General features: G+C 70.5%; 14 protein-coding genes. 5 read left to right on the top strand and 9 right to left on the bottom strand.

The window, feature by feature from the left end:
- Positions 1-6 precede the first annotated feature (6 nt).
- Positions 7-1,329 carry a DUF1501 domain-containing protein gene (locus ACE3QP_RS10235; RefSeq protein WP_374435782.1) on the top strand — a complete coding sequence of 441 codons (1,323 nt, stop codon included), beginning with the start codon at positions 7-9 and terminating at the stop codon, positions 1,327-1,329.
- 1 nt (position 1,330) lies between these two features.
- Here the strand turns inward: ACE3QP_RS10235 and prmB are convergent, their stop codons facing one another.
- From prmB to queF, 5 genes are all read right to left on the bottom strand, one after another.
- A complete protein-coding gene (gene prmB / locus ACE3QP_RS10230; RefSeq protein WP_374435780.1) occupies positions 1,331-2,194 on the bottom strand; it encodes a 50S ribosomal protein L3 N(5)-glutamine methyltransferase in 864 nt (287 codons plus the stop codon).
- Positions 2,195-2,219: 25 nt separating this feature from the next.
- Positions 2,220-3,380, bottom strand: coding sequence for a PilT/PilU family type 4a pilus ATPase (locus ACE3QP_RS10225; RefSeq protein WP_374435778.1), 1,161 nt, complete (start codon positions 3,378-3,380; stop codon positions 2,220-2,222).
- A 64-nt stretch (positions 3,381-3,444) separates the two neighbouring features.
- Positions 3,445-4,275, bottom strand: coding sequence for a 2,3,4,5-tetrahydropyridine-2,6-dicarboxylate N-succinyltransferase (gene dapD / locus ACE3QP_RS10220; protein WP_374435776.1), 831 nt, complete (start codon positions 4,273-4,275; stop codon positions 3,445-3,447).
- Entirely contained in the window at positions 4,272-5,486 is a 1,215-nt protein-coding gene (gene dapC, locus ACE3QP_RS10215; protein WP_374435774.1) for a succinyldiaminopimelate transaminase, read from the bottom strand. Before dapC ends, dapD begins: the two co-directional genes overlap by 4 nt.
- A 15-nt stretch (positions 5,487-5,501) precedes the next feature.
- Positions 5,502-5,984, bottom strand: coding sequence for a preQ(1) synthase (gene queF, locus ACE3QP_RS10210; RefSeq protein ID WP_374435773.1), 483 nt, complete (start codon positions 5,982-5,984; stop codon positions 5,502-5,504).
- A 98-nt stretch (positions 5,985-6,082) separates the two neighbouring features.
- On the opposite strand from queF, the gene smc reads away from it, so the two are divergent.
- The 4 genes from smc to ACE3QP_RS10190 all read left to right on the top strand — a co-directional run bounded on the left by smc (position 6,083) and on the right by ACE3QP_RS10190 (position 13,453).
- On the top strand, positions 6,083-9,595 hold the full coding sequence (gene smc / locus ACE3QP_RS10205) for a chromosome segregation protein SMC (RefSeq protein WP_374435771.1): 3,513 nt from the start codon (positions 6,083-6,085) through the stop codon (positions 9,593-9,595).
- A 16-nt stretch (positions 9,596-9,611) separates the two neighbouring features.
- Positions 9,612-10,730 (top strand): cell division protein ZipA C-terminal FtsZ-binding domain-containing protein, encoded by a 1,119-nt coding sequence (locus tag ACE3QP_RS10200; RefSeq protein ID WP_374435769.1) that lies wholly within the window; start codon positions 9,612-9,614, stop codon positions 10,728-10,730.
- A 226-nt stretch (positions 10,731-10,956) separates the two neighbouring features.
- Positions 10,957-13,014: an NAD-dependent DNA ligase LigA gene (gene ligA, locus ACE3QP_RS10195; protein WP_374435767.1), complete on the top strand. Its 2,058-nt coding sequence runs from the start codon at positions 10,957-10,959 to the stop codon at positions 13,012-13,014.
- Positions 13,007-13,453 carry an OsmC family protein gene (locus ACE3QP_RS10190; RefSeq protein ID WP_374435766.1) on the top strand — a complete coding sequence of 149 codons (447 nt, stop codon included), beginning with the start codon at positions 13,007-13,009 and terminating at the stop codon, positions 13,451-13,453. The genes ligA and ACE3QP_RS10190 overlap by 8 nt, the downstream gene beginning before the upstream one ends.
- Here ACE3QP_RS10190 and ACE3QP_RS10185 read toward each other — a convergent pair.
- Genes ACE3QP_RS10185 through ACE3QP_RS10170 form a run of 4 tightly spaced genes read right to left on the bottom strand, consistent with a single transcriptional unit; the run spans position 13,446 to position 17,182 of the window.
- Positions 13,446-14,315: a DMT family transporter gene (locus ACE3QP_RS10185; RefSeq protein ID WP_374435764.1), complete on the bottom strand. Its 870-nt coding sequence runs from the start codon at positions 14,313-14,315 to the stop codon at positions 13,446-13,448. The genes ACE3QP_RS10190 and ACE3QP_RS10185 overlap by 8 nt on opposite strands.
- A gap of 2 nt (positions 14,316-14,317) precedes the next feature.
- The gene (locus tag ACE3QP_RS10180; protein WP_374435762.1) at positions 14,318-14,854 is read right to left on the bottom strand and encodes a methylated-DNA--[protein]-cysteine S-methyltransferase; all 537 of its coding nucleotides are present in this window, start codon (positions 14,852-14,854) and stop codon (positions 14,318-14,320) included.
- On the bottom strand, positions 14,851-16,269 hold the full coding sequence (locus ACE3QP_RS10175) for an Ada metal-binding domain-containing protein (protein WP_374435760.1): 1,419 nt from the start codon (positions 16,267-16,269) through the stop codon (positions 14,851-14,853). Before ACE3QP_RS10175 ends, ACE3QP_RS10180 begins: the two co-directional genes overlap by 4 nt.
- 25 nt (positions 16,270-16,294) lie before the next feature.
- On the bottom strand, positions 16,295-17,182 hold the full coding sequence (locus ACE3QP_RS10170) for a LysR family transcriptional regulator (RefSeq protein ID WP_374435758.1): 888 nt from the start codon (positions 17,180-17,182) through the stop codon (positions 16,295-16,297).
- Between the last annotated feature and the right edge of the window lie 48 nt (positions 17,183-17,230).

Raw genomic sequence — 17,230 nt, 5'->3', positions numbered from 1 at the left:
TAGCCCATGAAGCGACGCCACCTGCTGCAACTCGGCGCCAGCGCCGCCCTGACCCCCTGGCCGGCCCTGCAGGCCCTGGCCCAGACGGCCCCGCCGGCCGGCGACTACAAGGCCCTGGTCTGCCTCTTCCTGTTCGGCGGCAACGACGGCAACAACCTGCTGGTGCCCACCGATTCCCGCTGGGCCGGCTATCAGCGCGCCCGGCCCAATCTGGCCCTGGCGCAGGCCAGCCTGCTGCCGCTGCAGTTCCGCAACAGCAGCGGCCAGAGCTATGGCCTGCACCCGGCCATGCCCGGCCTGCAGGGCCTGGTGAACCGCGGTGAAGCCGCCTTCGTCGCCAACATCGGCCCGCTGCTGGTGCCCACCAGCAAGGCCCAGTTCCAGGCGCGCAGCGTGCCCTTGCCCTACAACCTGTACTCGCACTCCGACCAGCAACTCGGCTGGCAGAGCGCCATGGTCGAAGCCCCCGGCCGCCACGGCTGGGGCGGGCGCCTGCTGGAGCGCACTGTGGCCGCAGGCAGCGCCAACCGCGGCTATGCCGCCATCAGCGTGGCGGGCAGCAACCTCTGGCAGGGCGGCGACCAGGGCCTGACGCCCTACCGCGTTTCATCGAACGGCCAGTTCGGCCTGGACTTCTACAACCCGAGCGGCAGCGACCCGCTGTCCCAAGCCGTCAGCGCCACACTCGCCGAAGCGCGCCAGGATCCGTTCGAGCAGACCTGGCTGCAGGTGCTGGGCCGTTCCATCGAGAACCAGCGCGTGCTCGCCAGCGCCCTGCAGGCCAGCACGCTGACGACCGTGTTCCCCGACACCGGCCTGGGCCGCCAACTCGCCACCGTGGCGCGCCTCATCAAGGCCCGCACCACCCTGGGTCTGAGCCGTCAGAGCTTCTTTGCCAGCATCGGCGGCTTCGACACCCATGGCGACGACCAATTGCAGCGTCAGAACGAATTGCTCGGCGAGATCGACGGCGCGGTCACGGCCTTCCATGCGGCGCTGACCGAGTTGGGCCTGACGCGCCAGGTCGCGCTGTTCAGCGCCAGCGACTTCGGCCGCAACCTGCCCAGCAACGGCGCTGGCACCGACCATGGCTGGGGCAACCACCAGTTCCTGCTCGGCGGCCCGACGCCGGGCGGGCGCCTGCTCGGCCGGTTTCCGGAGCTGGTGGTCGGCGGGCCGGACGACGCCGGGCAGGGCGTGTGGATTCCCAGCACGGCGACCGAGCAGCTCGGGCGCGAGTTGGCGCAATGGTTTGGCGCCGATGCCGACATGCTGGCCGCCACCTTCCCGCATGGGGCGGCGTTCGAGCGGATTCAGGGCTGGGTGTAGATCAGCCGAGCTGCTCGCGGGTCAGCAGCAGCACCATGTCCCCACCTGCCGAGGTCTCCAGCCACACCGGCTCCAACTCCGGGAACGCCGCCTCAAAGAACGGCCGCTCGTGGCCGATCTCCAGCACCAGCACGCCACCCTCGTTGAGGTGCGCCGGCAGCTCCGCCAACAGGCGGCGGATGAAGTCCATGCCATCGGCCCCGCCGGCCAGCGCCAGCTCGGGTTCGGCGCGGAACTCGGGGGGCAGGGCGGCCATGGACTGGGCGTTGACGTAGGGCGGGTTGCAGAGCACCAGGTCGAAGCGCTGGCCGGCGACGGCGGAGAGGCCGTCGCCTTGGACCAGACGGATGCGCTCCTGCAGGCCGTGGCGTTCCATGTTGCGCTGGGCCACGGCCAGGGCGTCGGGGCTGAGGTCGGCGCCGGTGACTTGCACTTCGGGCCAGGCCATGGCGGCCAACACGGCGAGCGAGCCGTTGCCGGTGCACAGGTCCAGCACCGCTTGGGTGTGCTCGCCCAGCCAGGCGTCGAAGCTGCCCTCGGCGATCAGCTCGGCGATGAAGCTGCGCGGCACGATGGAGCGGCGGTCGATGAAGAAGGGCACGCCCTGTAGCCAGGCCTCGCCCGTGAGGTAGGCGGCGGGTTGGCGGGTGCTGATGCGTTGCTCGATCAGGGCCGCCACCTCGGCCTGCTGGGTCGGCGTCAGCGCATCCTCGGCATGGTCGTCCAGCGCGTCCAGCGGCAGGCCCAGGCGCCAGAGCGTCAGCCAGGCGGCTTCGTCAAAGGCGTTGAGCGTGCCCTGGCCAAAGGCCACGCCGGCGGCTTGCAGGCGCGCGGCGCCGGCTTCGATGCAGTCGATGAGTTTCAAGAGGAACTTGCGGTGGTGATGCGGCTCAGCCCTCTTCCGGCATCACGTCCAGCGTGATCTCGGTGAAGGTGGCGGTATCGGCCGGGGCGTCTTCCTGCTTGGCGGGGGCGCGCGAGACGGGTTCTTGCGTGTTCTGCAGGCGCCAGAGCAGGTTGGTGGGCGAATCGGCAAAGGCCAGGCCCTCTTCGCGGCTGATGGTGCCGTTCTCGATCAGCTTGGCAAAGTGCTCTTCGTAGGTCTGCGAGCCCTCGGCCATGGATTTCTCCATCGCTTCCTTGACGCCGTTGAAGTCGCCTTGCTCGATCAGCTCGGACACCAGCTTGGTGTTCATCATGATTTCCACCACCGGCACGCGGCCACCGCTTTGAGCGCGCACCAGGCGCTGCGAAATGATGGCCTTGAGGCCGGCGGCCAAGTCGCCCAGCAAGGCGGGGCGGCTTTCCGGCGGGTAGAAGGACAAGATGCGGTTCAGCGCGTGGTAGCTGTTGTTGCCGTGCAGCGTGGCCAGCACCAGGTGGCCGGAGAGCGAGTACGAAATCGCCGCGGTCATGGTCTCGCGGTCGCGGATCTCGCCGATCAGGATGCAGTCGGGCGCCTGGCGCAGGCAGTTCTTCAGGGCGATCTGCAGGCTGGCGGTGTCGCGCCCGATCTCGCGCTGGTTCACCACCGACTTCTTGTTCTGGAACAGGTACTCGATCGGGTCCTCGATGGTGAGGATGTGCCCGGCGATGGTCTGGTTGCGCTTTTCCAGCATGGCGGCCAGCGTCGTGCTCTTGCCGGTGCCGGTGGCGCCCACCATCAGCACCAGGCCGCGCTTTTCCAGCACCAGGTTGCCGAGGATCTCGGGCAGCTTGAGTGTTTCCAGCGCCGGGATGGTGTGCGAGATATGCCGGAACACCGCGGCGATGGAACCCCGCTGGCGAAAGCCGCTCAAACGGAAGCTGCCGACCTTGGAGATCGAGATCGCCATGTTGAGCTCGCCGTTCTCGTCGAGCTCCTGCAGCGCCTTCTGGTCCAGCAGCTCCGCAATCAGCTGGCGCGGCTGGTTTACGGCCAGGGCCTGATCGGACAGCTGCACGACCTGGCCGTTCAGCTTGATCAGCACCGGCATATTGGCCGAGAGGTAGCAGTCCGAGGCTCCCTTTTCGGCCATCAGGCGCAGGTTGCGATCCATGTTTCCCGCCATGGTGGCTTCCTTGGTACCTGTGCGCGTCCGAGGCGGGGGCGGGCGGCCTGGGGCCGCCCGAGGCTCAGGCGCGCAGCAATTCGTTGATGGAGGTCTTGGCGCGCGTTTGCGCGTCCACCTTCTTGACGATCACGGCAGCGTACAGGTTATAGCGTCCGCCATCGCGCGGCAGGCTGCCGCTGATGACGACCGAGCCGGCCGGCACGCGGCCGTAGCTGGTTTCGCCGGTTTCGCGGTCGTAGATCGGGGTGCTCTGGCCGATGTAGACGCCCATCGAGATCACCGAGTGTTCCTCAACGATCACGCCTTCCACCACCTCGGAGCGGGCACCGATGAAGCAGTTGTCTTCGATGATGGTGGGGTTGGCCTGCAAGGGTTCGAGCACGCCGCCGATGCCCACGCCGCCGCTCAGGTGCACGTTCTTGCCGATCTGCGCGCACGAACCCACGGTGGCCCAGGTGTCCACCATCGCGCCTTCGTCCACATAGGCGCCGATGTTGACGTAGGAAGGCATCAGCACCACGTTCTTGGCCACGAAGCTGCCGCGCCGCGCCACCGCGGGCGGCACCACGCGCACGCCGCTGGCGCGGAAATCGGCCTCGCTCCAGCCGGCGAACTTGGGTTCGACCTTGTCGAAGAAGGCGAGCTGGCCGGCGTCGGCGCTGCCCATCACGCGGTTGTCGTTCAGGCGGAAGCTCAGCAGCACCGCCTTCTTGATCCACTGGTGCACTTCCCACTGGCCCACGCCCTGGCGGCTGGCCACGCGCAGGCGGCCGGCGTCCAGCTCGGCCAGCACATGGTTCACGGCCTCGCGCACCGCGGCGGGGGCGCTGGTGGGGCTGAACTCGGCGCGCTGTTCCCAGGCGGCTTCGATGGTGGATTGCAGACTGCTCATGGCTGGCTTTCGATGAAGGTTCGAATGCGCTGCGCGGCTTGCACGCAGGCCTCGACTTCGGCGACGAGGGCCATGCGCACGCGCCCCTGGCCGGGGTTGCGTCCGCCAGCGGCGGGGTTGGCCCGCGCCAGCAGGCTGCCGGGCAGCACCTGGACGTTGCATTGTCCGAGCAGCGCCTTCGCGAACTCGATATCGCAGCCTCCGCACAGGGTCTTGGGCACGCCGGCCCACAGATAGAACCCGGCGTCCGGTGCCGCCACGTCCAGCACGTCTTGCAGCAGCGGCAGCACGGCGGCGAACTTGGCCTGGTAGGCGGCGCGGTTTTCCACCACATGGGCCTCGTCGTTCCAGGCGGCGATGGACGCGGCCTGCACCACCGGGCTCATGGCGCTGCCGTGGTAAGTGCGGTAGAGCGTGAAGGCCTTGATGAGGGCGGCGTCACCCGCCACGAAGCCGCTGCGCAGGCCGGGCACCGAGCTGCGCTTGGAAAGGCTGGTGAAGCTGATCAGGCGGCGGAAATCGTGCCGGCCCAGCTTGGCGGCGGCTTCCAAACCGCCCAGCGGTGGCTGCTCGGCCAGATAGATCTCGGAATAGCACTCGTCCGCAGCGATGACGAAGCCGTGGCGGTCGGACAGCTCAAAGAGCCGCTGCCATTCAGCCAGCGGCATCACTGCCCCGCTGGGGTTGCCGGGCGTGCAGACGTAGACCAACTGCGTGCGCGCCCAGACATCTTCAGGAGTGGCGCCCCAATCGGCCGCGAAATTGCGGAGCGGGTCGCTGTCCGCAAAGGCCAGCTGCGCGCCGGCCAGCAGGGCCGCGCCCTCATAGATTTGATAGAAGGGATTGGGCACCACCACCGTGGCGCCGGGCCGGCTGGCGTCAACAACGGTCTGCGCGATGGCAAACAGGGCTTCGCGCGAGCCGTTGCAGGGCAGCACCTGCGTGGCGGCGTCCAGTTGCAGGCCATAGCGGCGCTGGATCCAGGCCGCGATGGCGCCGCGCAGCTCCGGGCTGCCGGCCGTGGCCGGGTAGTTGGAGAGCCCGGCCAGGTTCTCGCGCAGGGCTTCCAGCACCACCGCGGGGGCCGGGTGGCGCGGCTCGCCCAGGCCCAGGCTGATGGCGGGCAGGGCGGGGTTGGGGGTGATGCCCGCTTGGAGCGCGCGCAGGCGCTCGAAGGGGTAGGGCTGCAGCAGCTCCAGGCGCGGATTCATCGGCCCTGAAACCCGTCAGCCCAGCATGCCGGTTTCACGCGGGAACTCGGCGCCGCCGAACTCCACCGGGGCCTGCGGCTTCCAACCCTTCTTGCGGTGCTCAACCACCACGTTCGTGTAGATGCCGCCGCGCACGTACCAGCGCGCCTTGACGCGGCAGAAGCGCGGGTTCGTGGCCTTGACGATGTCGTCCAGGATCTGGTTCGTCACCGCTTCGTGGAAGGCGCCCTCGTCGCGGTAGCTCCACATGTACATCTTCAGGCTCTTGAGCTCGACACACCACTCGTCGGCCACCATCTCGATGACGAAGTGGGCGAAGTCCGGTTGCTTGGTCAGCGGGCAGTGGCAGGTGAACTCGGGCACCTGGAACTGCAGCAGGTAATCGCGCTGCGGGGCTGGGTTCGGGAAGACCTGCAGCTCCTTGCTCGGAAGCGAGGGCGGGTTGACCGGGGCTTGCCGCTGGGAAGCGGGCGGGCTCTTCTTCTTGCTGGTGGCCATGGCGTGGCATGCGGGTTTGCGAGGGGGCGCGATGCTATCATCCGCGCCCTTTTTTGCCCCGGTTTTCATAGAGAAAACCCGCGTCCTGGACGCACCCCATGCGGCTCAACTCCATCAAGCTTTCGGGCTTCAAGTCCTTTGCCGACAACACGGTGTTCCAGCTGCCGGGGCAGCGCGTGGGCGTCGTCGGGCCCAATGGCTGCGGCAAGTCCAACATCATGGACGCGGTGCGCTGGGTGCTGGGCGAAAGCAAGGCCAGCGAGCTGCGTGGCGAGTCCATGCAGGACGTCATCTTCAACGGCAGCAACACGCGCAAGCCCGCCAGCCGGGCCTCGGTGGAGCTGGTGTTTGACAACAGCCTGGCCCGTGCCGGTGGCGCTTGGAACCAGTTCAGCGAGATTGCGGTGAAGCGCGTGCTGACGCGCGATGGCACCAGCTCTTACTTCATCAACAACCAGGTGGTGCGCCGCAAGGACGTGCAGGACGTCTTCCTGGGCACGGGCCTGGGGCCGCGTGCCTACGCCATCATTGGCCAGGGCACCATCAGCCGCATCATCGAGAGCAAGCCCGAGGAGCTGCGGCTCTTCCTGGAAGAAGCGGCCGGGGTCAGCAAGTACAAGGAGCGCCGGCGCGAGACCGAGAACCGGCTCAAGGACACGCGCGAAAACCTGACGCGCGTGGAAGACATCCTGCGCGAGCTGGACAGCAACCTGGAACGCCTGGAGCGCCAGGCCGAGGTGGCCACCAAGTACCGCGAACTGCAAGGCCTGGGCGAGCGCCGCCTGCACCAGCTCTGGTTCCTGAAGAGCCGCGACGCCGCGCGTGAGTTCGAGCGCGTGCAGGCCGCTGGGCGCGAGGCGGTGAATGCGCTGGAAGCGCGCATTGCCGACCTGCGCGCCATCGAGGCCCGCCTGGAAGAAGTGCGCCAGGCCCACTTCGCTGCCGGCGACACCCTGCACGCCGAGCAGGGCCGCTTTGCCGAAGCCCAGCTGGCCGTCAGCCGCCTGGAAGAGCGCATCCGCTATGTGGTGGAGGCACGCAACCGGGCCGGCAGCCGGCGTGACGAGATCCGCGGCCAGCAGGCGCTGTGGAACGAGCGCGCCGCCCAGGCCGCTGCCGAGCTGGAACAGCTGGCCGAGCAGATGGCCACCGGCTATGAAGAGAAGGAACTGGCCGCCGCCCGCGCCGAAGAAATGGCGGCGCAGCTGCCGGACCTGGAGGACGCCCTACGCGCCGCCCAGGCGCGCGCCAATGAGCAGCGCCAGGTGGCGGTGCAGGTGCAGCAGCAGATCCAGGTGCTGGCCGCCGAGAGCCGCGCGCTGGACGAGCAGGCCCGCTCGCTGCGTCAGCGCCGCGAGCGCCTGGACGCCCAGAAGGCGACGCTGAACCTGCCCGATGCGGCGGCGGTGGATGCACTGAAGGAACGCTCGGCCGAGGCCGACGCGCAATGGGAAGAGGCCCAGGCCCGCGTGGAAGACCTGAGCGAGCGCGAGCCCGAGCTGGAGGCCGCGCGCCGCGCCGCCCAGGCCGATGCGCAGGCCCAGTCCGCGCAGCTCGCGCAGATCAACGCCCGCCTGGAGGCCCTGCGCGCGCTGCAGGAAAAGGTGCAGAGCCAGGGCAAGCTCGGCCCCTGGCTGGAGAAGCAGGGCCTGGCGAACCTGACAGCGCTGTGGAAGCGCCTGCACATCGAGCCCGGCTGGGAAACCGCGCTGGAAGCCAGCATGCGCGAGCGCATGGCGGCCATCGAGGTCTCGCGCCTGGACCTGGTGCGAGCCTTCGAGCAGGACGCGCCGCCCACGCGCATGGCCTTCTACACGCTGACCGAGGCCTCGCCCCCACCCACCCACCACGCCCTGCCCGAGCTGACCTCGCTGCTGCGCGTGGAGCAGCCGGGCCTGAAGGCGCTGCTGGCCGACTGGCTGGACGGCGTGTACACCGCGCCCGACCTGGCCACCGCGCTGGCGCAGCGCGACCAGCTGGGCCATGGCGAGCTGATCGTCACGAAAGCCGGCCACGCCGTCTCGCGCCAGGCCGTGGCCTTCTACGCGGCGGACAGCGAACAGGCCGGCCTGCTGGCGCGCGCCCAGGAGATCGAGACCCTGGAGCAGCAGCGCCGCGAACAGGAGCTGCGCGCCGATGACGCCCGCGCCGCCCAGGGCCGGGCCGACCAGGCCCATGCCGCCGTGGCCGGCCAGCTGGCCGAGGCGCGCCGCGCCGCCGAAGCCCTGCGCGCCCAGGCCCATGGCCTGCAGGTGGAGAGCCTGCGCCTCTCGCAGGCCTTCGACGCCGCCCATGCCCAGGCCAGCCGCCTGCGCGAGGAGCTGGCCGAGCTGGACGCCGCCGAGGAAGGCCTGCTGGAGCGCCGTGCGCAGGGCGAGGCGCGCTTTGAGGAGCTGGACATCCAGCTCGCCGAGGCGCAGCAGCGCCACGCCGATCTGGAAGAGGCCGTGATCCAGGCGGACCGCCGCCTGAACGATGCGCGCGAGGCCCTGCGTCAGGCCGAGCGCCGCGCCCAGGAGGCGCAATTCGGCGCCCGCGCCTTGCTGGCCCGCCAGGCCGAGCTGCAGCGCGCCCAGGCCACCGCCGTGCAGGAGGCCAAGGGCGGCGACGACCAGCTGGCCCGCCTGGACGTGGAACTGGCCGAGCTGGACGACAGCGCCGCCCAGGCCGGCCTGCAAGACGCGCTGGACGCCAAACTGGCCGCCGAAGGCGTGCTGGCCCAGGCCCGCAGCGCCTACGACGACCTGAGCGCCCAGCTGCGCAAGGCCGACGAGGAACGCCAGGCCACCGAGCGCGCGCTCGACCCGCTGCGCGCGCGCATCACCGAGCTGCAGCTGGAAGAGCAGGCCGCCCAGCTGGGCGGTGCGCAGTTCCGCGAGCAACTGGAAGCGGCCGGCGTCGACCAGGAAGCCCTGGCCCAGGGCATCGAGACCGAGGGCGTGCGCCTGACCGGCCTGCAGGGCGAGATCGACCGCATCCAGCGCGAGATCGCCGCGCTCGGCGCCGTCAACCTGGCCGCGCTGGAAGAGCTGGGCAGCGCACGTGAACGCAAGACCTTCCTGGACGCCCAGATGGCCGACCTGCTGGCGGCCATCAAGACCCTGGAAGACGCCATCCGCCGCATCGACCTCGAAACCCGCGACCTGCTCAAGGGCACCTTCGACCGCGTCAACAGCGAGTTCGGCCGCATGTTCCCCAGCCTGTTCGGCGGCGGCCAGGCCAAGCTGGTGATGACGGGCGACGAGATCCTTGATGCCGGCGTGCAGGTGCTGGCGCAGCCGCCCGGCAAGAAGAACAGCACCATCCATCTGCTCAGCGGCGGCGAGAAGGCCCTCACCGCCATCGCCCTGGTGTTCGCCATCTTCCAGCTCAACCCCGCCCCCTTCTGCCTGCTGGACGAAGTGGACGCACCGCTGGACGACGCCAACACCGAACGCTATGCCCGCCTGGTGAGCGAGATGAGCCGCGGCACGCAGTTCCTCTTCATCAGCCACAACAAGATCGCCATGGAAATGGCCGAGCAGCTGATCGGCGTGACCATGCAGGAGCAGGGTGTCAGCCGCGTGGTGGCGGTGGACATGGAAGCTGCCCTGACCATGGCCGAGGCTTGAACCAGAATCCCGCCCCATGACCCTCACCCTGACCCAAGCCCTGATGCTGGCCGGCGCTGCCGTGCTGCTGGCCCTGTTGGTGCAAGGCTGGTGGATCAGCCGCAAGGCTGGCCCGCGCCGCCCCGAGCCCGACAGCCTGCAGCGACAGGAACCCGGCCTTGGCGGCAAGGGCGAGCGCAGCGCTGAAGGCAGCGTGATGGAGTCGGTGCTCGACGTGCTGCACGAAGGCGACGCGGCCGCCGCGCATGCCAACGCCCATGCCGACACCCTGCCCATGGTGGTGCGCAAGGCACAAAGCACCCAGCGCCGCAGCGGCCCGCGCCTGGATGCGCTGATCGACGTCATCGCCGTGCTGCACGTCGAATCGCCCGTCAGCGGCGACGCCGCCTTGCAGCACTTGCCCGCCAGCCGCCGCGCCGGCACCAAACCGCTGGCCATCGAGGGCCTGAACACCGAAACCGGCGAGTGGGAGCTGCCGGTGGCCGGTGAGCGCTACGGCGAGTTCCAGGCCGGGCTGCAGATGGTGAACCGCGCCGGCCCGCTGGGCGAGATCGAGTACTCCGAGTGGGTGCAAAAGGTGCAGGCCTTTGCCGACGGCGTGGGCGCGATGGCCGACTTCCCCGACATGCTGGAAGCGGTGGCCCGGGCCCGCGAACTCGATCAGTTCGCCAGTGCCAACGACGCCCAGCTGGCCGTGGGCCTGAAGGCCAAGGGCGCCGCCTGGACCCTGGGTTTCGTGACGCAGGCCGCCGCCAAGCGCGGCCTGGTGCCCGGCGCCTTGCCCGGCCGCCTGGTGCTGCCAGGCGCTGAGGAAGGCGAGCCCCCGATGCTGGTGCTGCAGTACGACCCGCAGGCCGCCTTGGCCGAAGAAGGCGAGGCCCCGCCGCTGCGCGAGGCCACGCTGCTGTTCGATGTGCCTCAGACCCCCGAGTCTCAGGAGCCCTTTGCGGCCCTGCAGGAAGTCGCCCGCCTGCTGGCGCGCGACCTGGAGGCCGAGGTGGTGGACGGCGGCGGCCGGCCGCTCGGGCCGCATGGCTTTGCCGCCATCCACGAGGAGCTGGGCCGGCTGTACAAGGTGCTGGCCTCGCGCGATCTGGCGGCGGGTAGCGCGGTGGCGCGGCGACTCTTTAGCTGAGCCCGGAGCAAGAACCGTCCTGAGGACGGTTCGACCCCGGGCGAAGGACGGCGCCTGTCTCGCAGGCGCCGGCTGTGGACGCACACCACGTGGCAGTCCAGCAGCCGGGACGGTTCGACCCCGGGCGAAGGACGGCGCCTGTCTCGCAGGCGCCGGCTGTTGGCGCTCAAGCCGTGGGTGCGCCTCGGCCCGAGTCTGACCAAATGAGCGCGGAGAATCCCGCGCCATGCCGACCCCTGCCGCTGACCTTCTTACACGCGCCGCCGAACTGCGCGAGCAACTGCACCACCACGCCCACCAGTACTACGTGCTGGATGCGCCCGAGATCCCCGACGCCGAGTACGACCGCCTGTTCCAGGCGCTGCAGGCGATCGAGCGCGAGCACCCCGAACTGCGTACGGCCGACAGCCCGACCCAGCGTGTGGGTGCCGCGCCGCTGCCCGAGCTGCAGCCGGTGCGTCACGCCGTGCCCATGCTGTCGATCGAGACCGAGACCGACACCACGCCGGCCGGCGCCGAGGCCTTTGATGCTCGCGTGCGCCGCGAACTTGGGCTCGACTTGGCCGACCCCGAAGTGGAGTACGCCGCCGAGCTGAAGTTCGACGGCCTGGCCATCAACCTGCGCTACGAGCAGGGCCTGCTGGTGCAGGCGGCCACGCGCGGCGACGGCGAGACCGGCGAGGACGTCACGCAAAACATCCGCACCATCGGCCAGATCCCGCTGCGTCTCAAAGGCTGCACGGCCCCGGTGCTGGAGGTGCGCGGCGAGGTCTACATGCGGCGCGACGACTTCGAGCGCCTGAACGAGCGCCAGCGCGAGCGCGGCGAGAAGACCTACGTGAACCCGCGCAATACCGCCGCCGGTGCGGTGCGCCAGCTCGACCCCGGCGTGACGGCGCAGCGCCCGCTGTCTTTCTACGCCTACGGCCTGGGCGAGGTGCAGGGCTGGGAGCTGCCGGCCACGCATGCGGGTCTGCTGGACGCGCTGCAGCAGCTGGGCCTGCCGGTCTGCGCCGAGCGCGTGGTGGCCCAAGGTGCAGCTGGCCTCGTCGCCTTCCACCAGCGCGTGGCGGCGCTGCGCGACGGCCTGCCCTTCGACATCGACGGCGTGGTCTACAAGGTCAACCGCCGCGCGCTGCAGCAGCAGCTGGGTTTCAAGACGCGCGAACCACGCTGGGCCGTGGCACACAAGTACCCGGCGCAGGAGCAGGCCACGCGGCTCAATGGCATCGACGTGCAGGTCGGCCGCACCGGCAAGTTGACGCCGGTGGCGCGGCTGGAGCCGGTGTTCGTGGGCGGCACCACGGTGACGAACGCGACCCTGCACAACCTTTTCGAGCTGCGCCGCAAGGGCGTGCGCGTGGGCGACCGCGTGATCGTGCGCCGCGCCGGCGATGTGATTCCCGAGGTGGTGGGCCGCATGCCCGAAGCCCGCGCGGCCTACGTGCCCAATTTCGCCATGCCCAAGGCCTGCCCGGCCTGCGGCAGCGCCGTGGAGCGCGACAAGGGCTCGATCGAGCACCGCTGCACCGGCGGCCTGGTGTGCCCGGCACAGCGCAAGCAGGCCCTGCTGCATTTCGCCGGCCGGCGCGCCATGGATGTGGAAGGCCTGGGCGACAAGATCGTCGACCAGCTGGTGGATGCCGGCCTGGTGCGCACCCTGCCCGATCTCTACCGGCTCGGCTTCGTGCAGCTGGCTGCGCTGGAACGCATGGGCGAGAAGAGTGCGGCCAAGCTGGTGGAGCGGCTGGAGGCCAGCAAGCAGACCACGCTGGCGCGTTTCCTGTTCAGCCTGGGTATCCGCCATGTGGGCGAGGCCACGGCCAAGGAACTGGCGCGGCACTTTGGCAAGCTGGAAGCGCTGATGGACGCCGACGAGGCCGCGCTGTTGCAGGTGGCCGATGTAGGCCCGGTGGTGGCGCACAGCATCCACAGCTTCTTTGCCCAGCCCCTGAACCGCGAGGCCGTGAACCAGCTGCGCGCCTGCGGTGTGCACTGGGCGGAAGGCGAGGGCGCGGCCAGCAGCCCGCAGCCGCTGTCGGGCAAGACCTTTGTGCTGACCGGCACCCTGCCCACGCTGAGCCGCGACGAGGCCCAGGCGCTGATCGAGGCGAAGGGCGGCAAGGTCAGTGGCTCGGTGTCGAAGAAGACCCATTACGTGGTGGCCGGCGAGGCCGCCGGCAGCAAGCTCGCCAAGGCTCAAGAATTGGGCGTGGCCGTGCTGGACGAGGCCGGCCTGCAAGCCCTGTTGAACAACCCAAGCGAGGAGAAGCGCAATGAGTGACAAGCCCGAGTCCGTTGAGCTGCAGCAGCTGCAGGACTACCGCTTCGAGATCCGCTTTGCCGACGGCCTGCCGCCCCTGCAGGCGGACGAGCCGGCGCCGCTCGGCGCGGGCGAAGGCCCATCACCGGTGCAGCTTCTGGCCTCGGCCGTGGGTAATTGCCTCAGTGCGTCGCTGCTGTTCGCGCTGCGCAAGTACAAGCAGGCGCCGGAACCGATTGGCTGCCGTGTTGCCGCCGACGTGGGGCGCAATGCCGAGGGCCGCTTGCGGGTGCTGGGGCTGCAGGCCACGCTCACCCTGGGCGTGCCGGCCGCTCAGCTGCAACACCTGGACCGCGTGCTGGCCAGCTTCGAGGCCTACTGCACGGTCACGCAGTCCGTTTCAGCGGCCATCCCGGTTCAGGTGAGCGTGCTCGACTCGACCGGCGCGGTGCTCAAGTAGGCCGCGGCCACAGGCCCAGGGCCAGCGCCGTGCCGGCCAGCACCAGCAGGCCACCGCCCAGCATCCCGAGGCTCAGCGCCTCTGCCAGGAAGAGGGCGCCCCAGAGCACGGCGAACACCGGGATCAGGAAGGTGACGGTGATGGCCTGGGTGGGGCCCACGCGGGCCATCAAGCGGAAGTAGAGGATGTAGGCCACGCCCGTGCACAGCAGGGCCAGGGCGGCCAGGTGGCCCCAGGCCGCGGGGCTGGGCCACTGCGCCGGCCAGGCCCACAGGCCGAAGGGCAGCAGCCACAGCGCCGCGGCGAGCTGGCTGCCAGCCGCCACCGCCAGCGGCGGCACGCCCGGCAGCCAGCGCTTGGTGGCCACGGCGCCGAGCGCGTAGTTCAGCGTGGCCAGCAGGCAGGCCAGCACGGCGCCCAGGCTGGCGTCCAGGTTCAACCCGGTGCGTTCGGCCGCCAGCCGCACCACACCGGCAAAGCCCAGCAGCAGACCCAGGCTGCGCCAGGCACCCGGCGCCTGCGCCAGCCACACCCAGGCCACCAGGGCGCCCCACATCGGCGTGGTGGCGTTGAGGATGCTGGAGAGCCCCGCCGGCAGGTGCAGCGCGGCGAAGGCGTAGAGCGCGAAGGGCAGGGCGGAGTTCAGGAAGCCCACGGCCAGCAGCGCCCGCAGGCGGCCGCGCCACACGCCCAGGCCCTGGCGCCAGGCCAGCAAGGGCAGCAGGAACAGCGCCGCGCCGGCCACGCGCACAAAGGCCAGACTGAGCGCGCCGAACTCCGGCCCGGCCAGGCGCATGAATAAGAAAGAAGCGCCCCAGATGGCGGCGAGCAACAGCAGCTCGGCGAGATCGCTGGCTCGCATGCTCAGGCCAATTCCAGTGACTGCTGGCCGGGCAGAGCGCTTGGGCGGCGGTAGTCCACGCCCTCGGCATCCAGCAGCGCGCACTTCATGGCCAGGCCGCCGGCATAGCCGGTGAGCGAGCCATCGGCGCCCAGCACGCGGTGGCAGGGCACCAGCACGCCGATGGGGTTGCGACCCACGGCGGCGCCCACGGCCCGGCTCTTGTTCGGGTCGCCCAGCTGGCGCGCCAACGCGCCGTAGCTGCTGTGGCCGCCGCGGGGGATCTGCAGCAGCAGGGCCCAGACGCGGCGCTGGAAGTCCGTGCCCTGCGGGTCCAGCGGCGGCAGGGCGGGGTCGCCGCGCAGCGTGGGCCAGTCCTCCAGCAGCTGCAGGGCCTGCTGGAACCAGGGGTGCTGGGGTTCATCGGGCAGGGTCAGCCAGCCCGGATGGTGGGCCTGGGTGTCGCTCCACAGGCCGGCCAGCCCGCGTTCGGTGCGGCGCATCAGCATCGGGCCCCAGCGGGTGGGCAGATGGCATTGGGCGACGAACGGTGTCTTCATGGGGCGGCATTCCAGAGTTGCAGCACGGCGTAGCTGCGATAGGGGGCACAGGCTTCGGGCTGCACCTGCGGGTGGCGTTCGAGCTGCTGGCGCAGGATGACGTCGCCGGGCAGGAAGCGATCCGGGTGCGGCCAGCCGCGCATAAGCAGGTAGGCGGCCGTCCAGGGGCCGATGCCGGGCAGCTCGGTGAGCTCGCGCTCGGCCAGCGCGGGCTCGCCCTGGCGGCGCGCAAAGCGCAGCTGCGGCCAGGCGCGCGCCAGCGCCTGCAAGGCCTGTGCGCGTTTGAGCGGCATGCCTAGTGCGGCGATGTCCTCGGCCGGCACGGTGGCCAGCTCCTCGGGGCGCGGGAAGCGGTGCGTGGGGCCACTCTCCAGGCGTTCCTCGGCCGGCAGCGGCTGCCCATAGCGTTCCACCAGGCGCGTGGCCAGGGTGCGCGCAGCGGCCACGGTGACCTGCTGGCCCAGGATGGCGCGCAGGCCGAGCTCGAAGCGATCCGGGCAGCCGGGCAGGCGCAGCCCCGGCAGCACGGGCAGGCCGGCGGCCTGCAAATGGGCGTCGATGATGGCCGGGTTGGCATCCAGGTCCAGCCAGCTGCGCACGCCCGCCAGCACGGCGCCGGGCTGCTGCCACAGCAGCGGGCTCAGCTCCAGCTCCACCGCGCGCTCGCCCAGCCGGGCGCGCAGCTGGCCCCAGCGCCCGTCGCTGAGCGGCCAGCAGCGCGTGATGGTGCGGGCGTTTTCGTTCACCTCCTCCACCGCCGGCACGGCGCGCAGCCCCAGGAAGCGCAGCAGATGCTCGGTCGCGAAGGGCGGACGCAGGCCAAGCTGCAGCCGGGCGCGCGGTGCATTCGAGCCCGGCTTGGCCTGGCGGCGCAAATCCCCCGGCACCAAGCGGTAATGCTGGGCCCAGGCGGCGTGGAAGGCGCGTGCGCTGCCAAAGCCGGCCCGCAAGGCCACGTCGGCAATGGGCAGATCGGTGTCGGTCAGCAGGGCCTTGGCAAGCAGCAGGCGTTGGGTCTGCTGGTATTGCAGCGGGCTCACGCCCCAGTGCTGCTGAAAGATGCGGCGCAGATGCCGGTCCGTCACGCCCAGCTCCGCCGCCAGGTCGGCCAGACCCTGCAGCCAGCCGGCATCCAGGCGTTCGCGCGCGGCCTGGGCCAGTTGCTCGCTGGCCACCAGAGCCGAGAACGCGCGCGGCGCCAGTTCCGGCCGGCACTTGCGGCAGGGCCGGTAGCCGGCCGCTTCCGCCGCGGCGGCCAGCTCGTAGAAGCTGCAGTTGGCCGCCTTGGGTGTGCGCACGCGGCACACCGGGCGGCAGTACACGCGGGTGCTGGAAACGGCCACAAACCACTGCCCGTCAAAGCGCGGGTCGCGGGCGGTGAGGGCGGCGTAGCAGGCGTTGGGGTCGAGCAGCATGGCGGCATTGTTGGCCGCGCCACGCTCACGCGCGTGCTGTTTTCGGACCTGTCCCCAGCAGCCGGGCCAAGAGGGGGTGCTGGATCTTGCGTTCGGCGGCCAGGGCCACGAACTGCTCGTGCACGCCGTCGATGGGGGCAATCGGCTCGACGCCGTAGTGCGACTGCAGTTCGCCCGCCAGACCGCTGACGGCGGCGAACACCCCGAGTCCGGCGGCGCCGAAGGTCTTGAGCAGGGCGCTGTCCTGGAACTCGCCGGCAATGCGCGGGCGCAGGCCATGGCGCTCGAACCAGCGCTCCAGCCCCAGGCGGATGGCGGCGTGGCCGGTGGGCAGCAGCACGGGCAGGTCCGCCAGGCGGGCGGGATAGTCCACGCGCGCTGCGGCGGCCAGGGTCGGGGTGCCGAACCAGCTCAGCGGCGCGGTTTCCACGGCGTGGGCATAGAAGCGCAGATTGGGTTGCGGCGCCGGTTCGCGGTCCGTCAGCACCAGGTCGAGCTTGTGCAGGGCCAGATCGGCCAGCAGTTCATCCGGCCGGCCCTCCACGCAGCGCAGGTGCAGATGGGCTTCGCCCAGCACCGGGTCCAGGAAATGCCGTACCCAGAGCTTGGGCAGGCCATCGGCCAGGCCCACGGCCAGACGCAGCGCCGGCCCCTCCTGGGCGGCCAGCACGCGCTGGGGCAGCTGGGCGCCGAGCTGGAAGATCTCATCGGCCACCCGCAGCGCCTCCTGACCCGCGGGCGTCAAGGCCAGGCCGCGGCCCTGCGGGCGCAGCAGGCTGGTGCCCAGCGCGCGCTCCAGTTCGCGCACCTGGGCCGAGACGGTCTGGATCGCCACGCCCAGGCGCTCGGCCGCTCGGGCCATGCCGCCCTCCTTGGCCACCACCCAGAAGTAGTGCAGATGGTGGTAGTTCATCAGATTCCTTCGAAGTAAGCCTCAGTCACATTCTGCTTTTACGGAAGA

It is taken from the genome of Inhella sp. (genome assembly GCF_041912635.1).
Taxonomy (GTDB): Bacteria; Pseudomonadota; Gammaproteobacteria; order Burkholderiales; family Burkholderiaceae_C; genus Inhella.
This window is presented reverse-complemented; position numbering and strand designations above follow the sequence as displayed.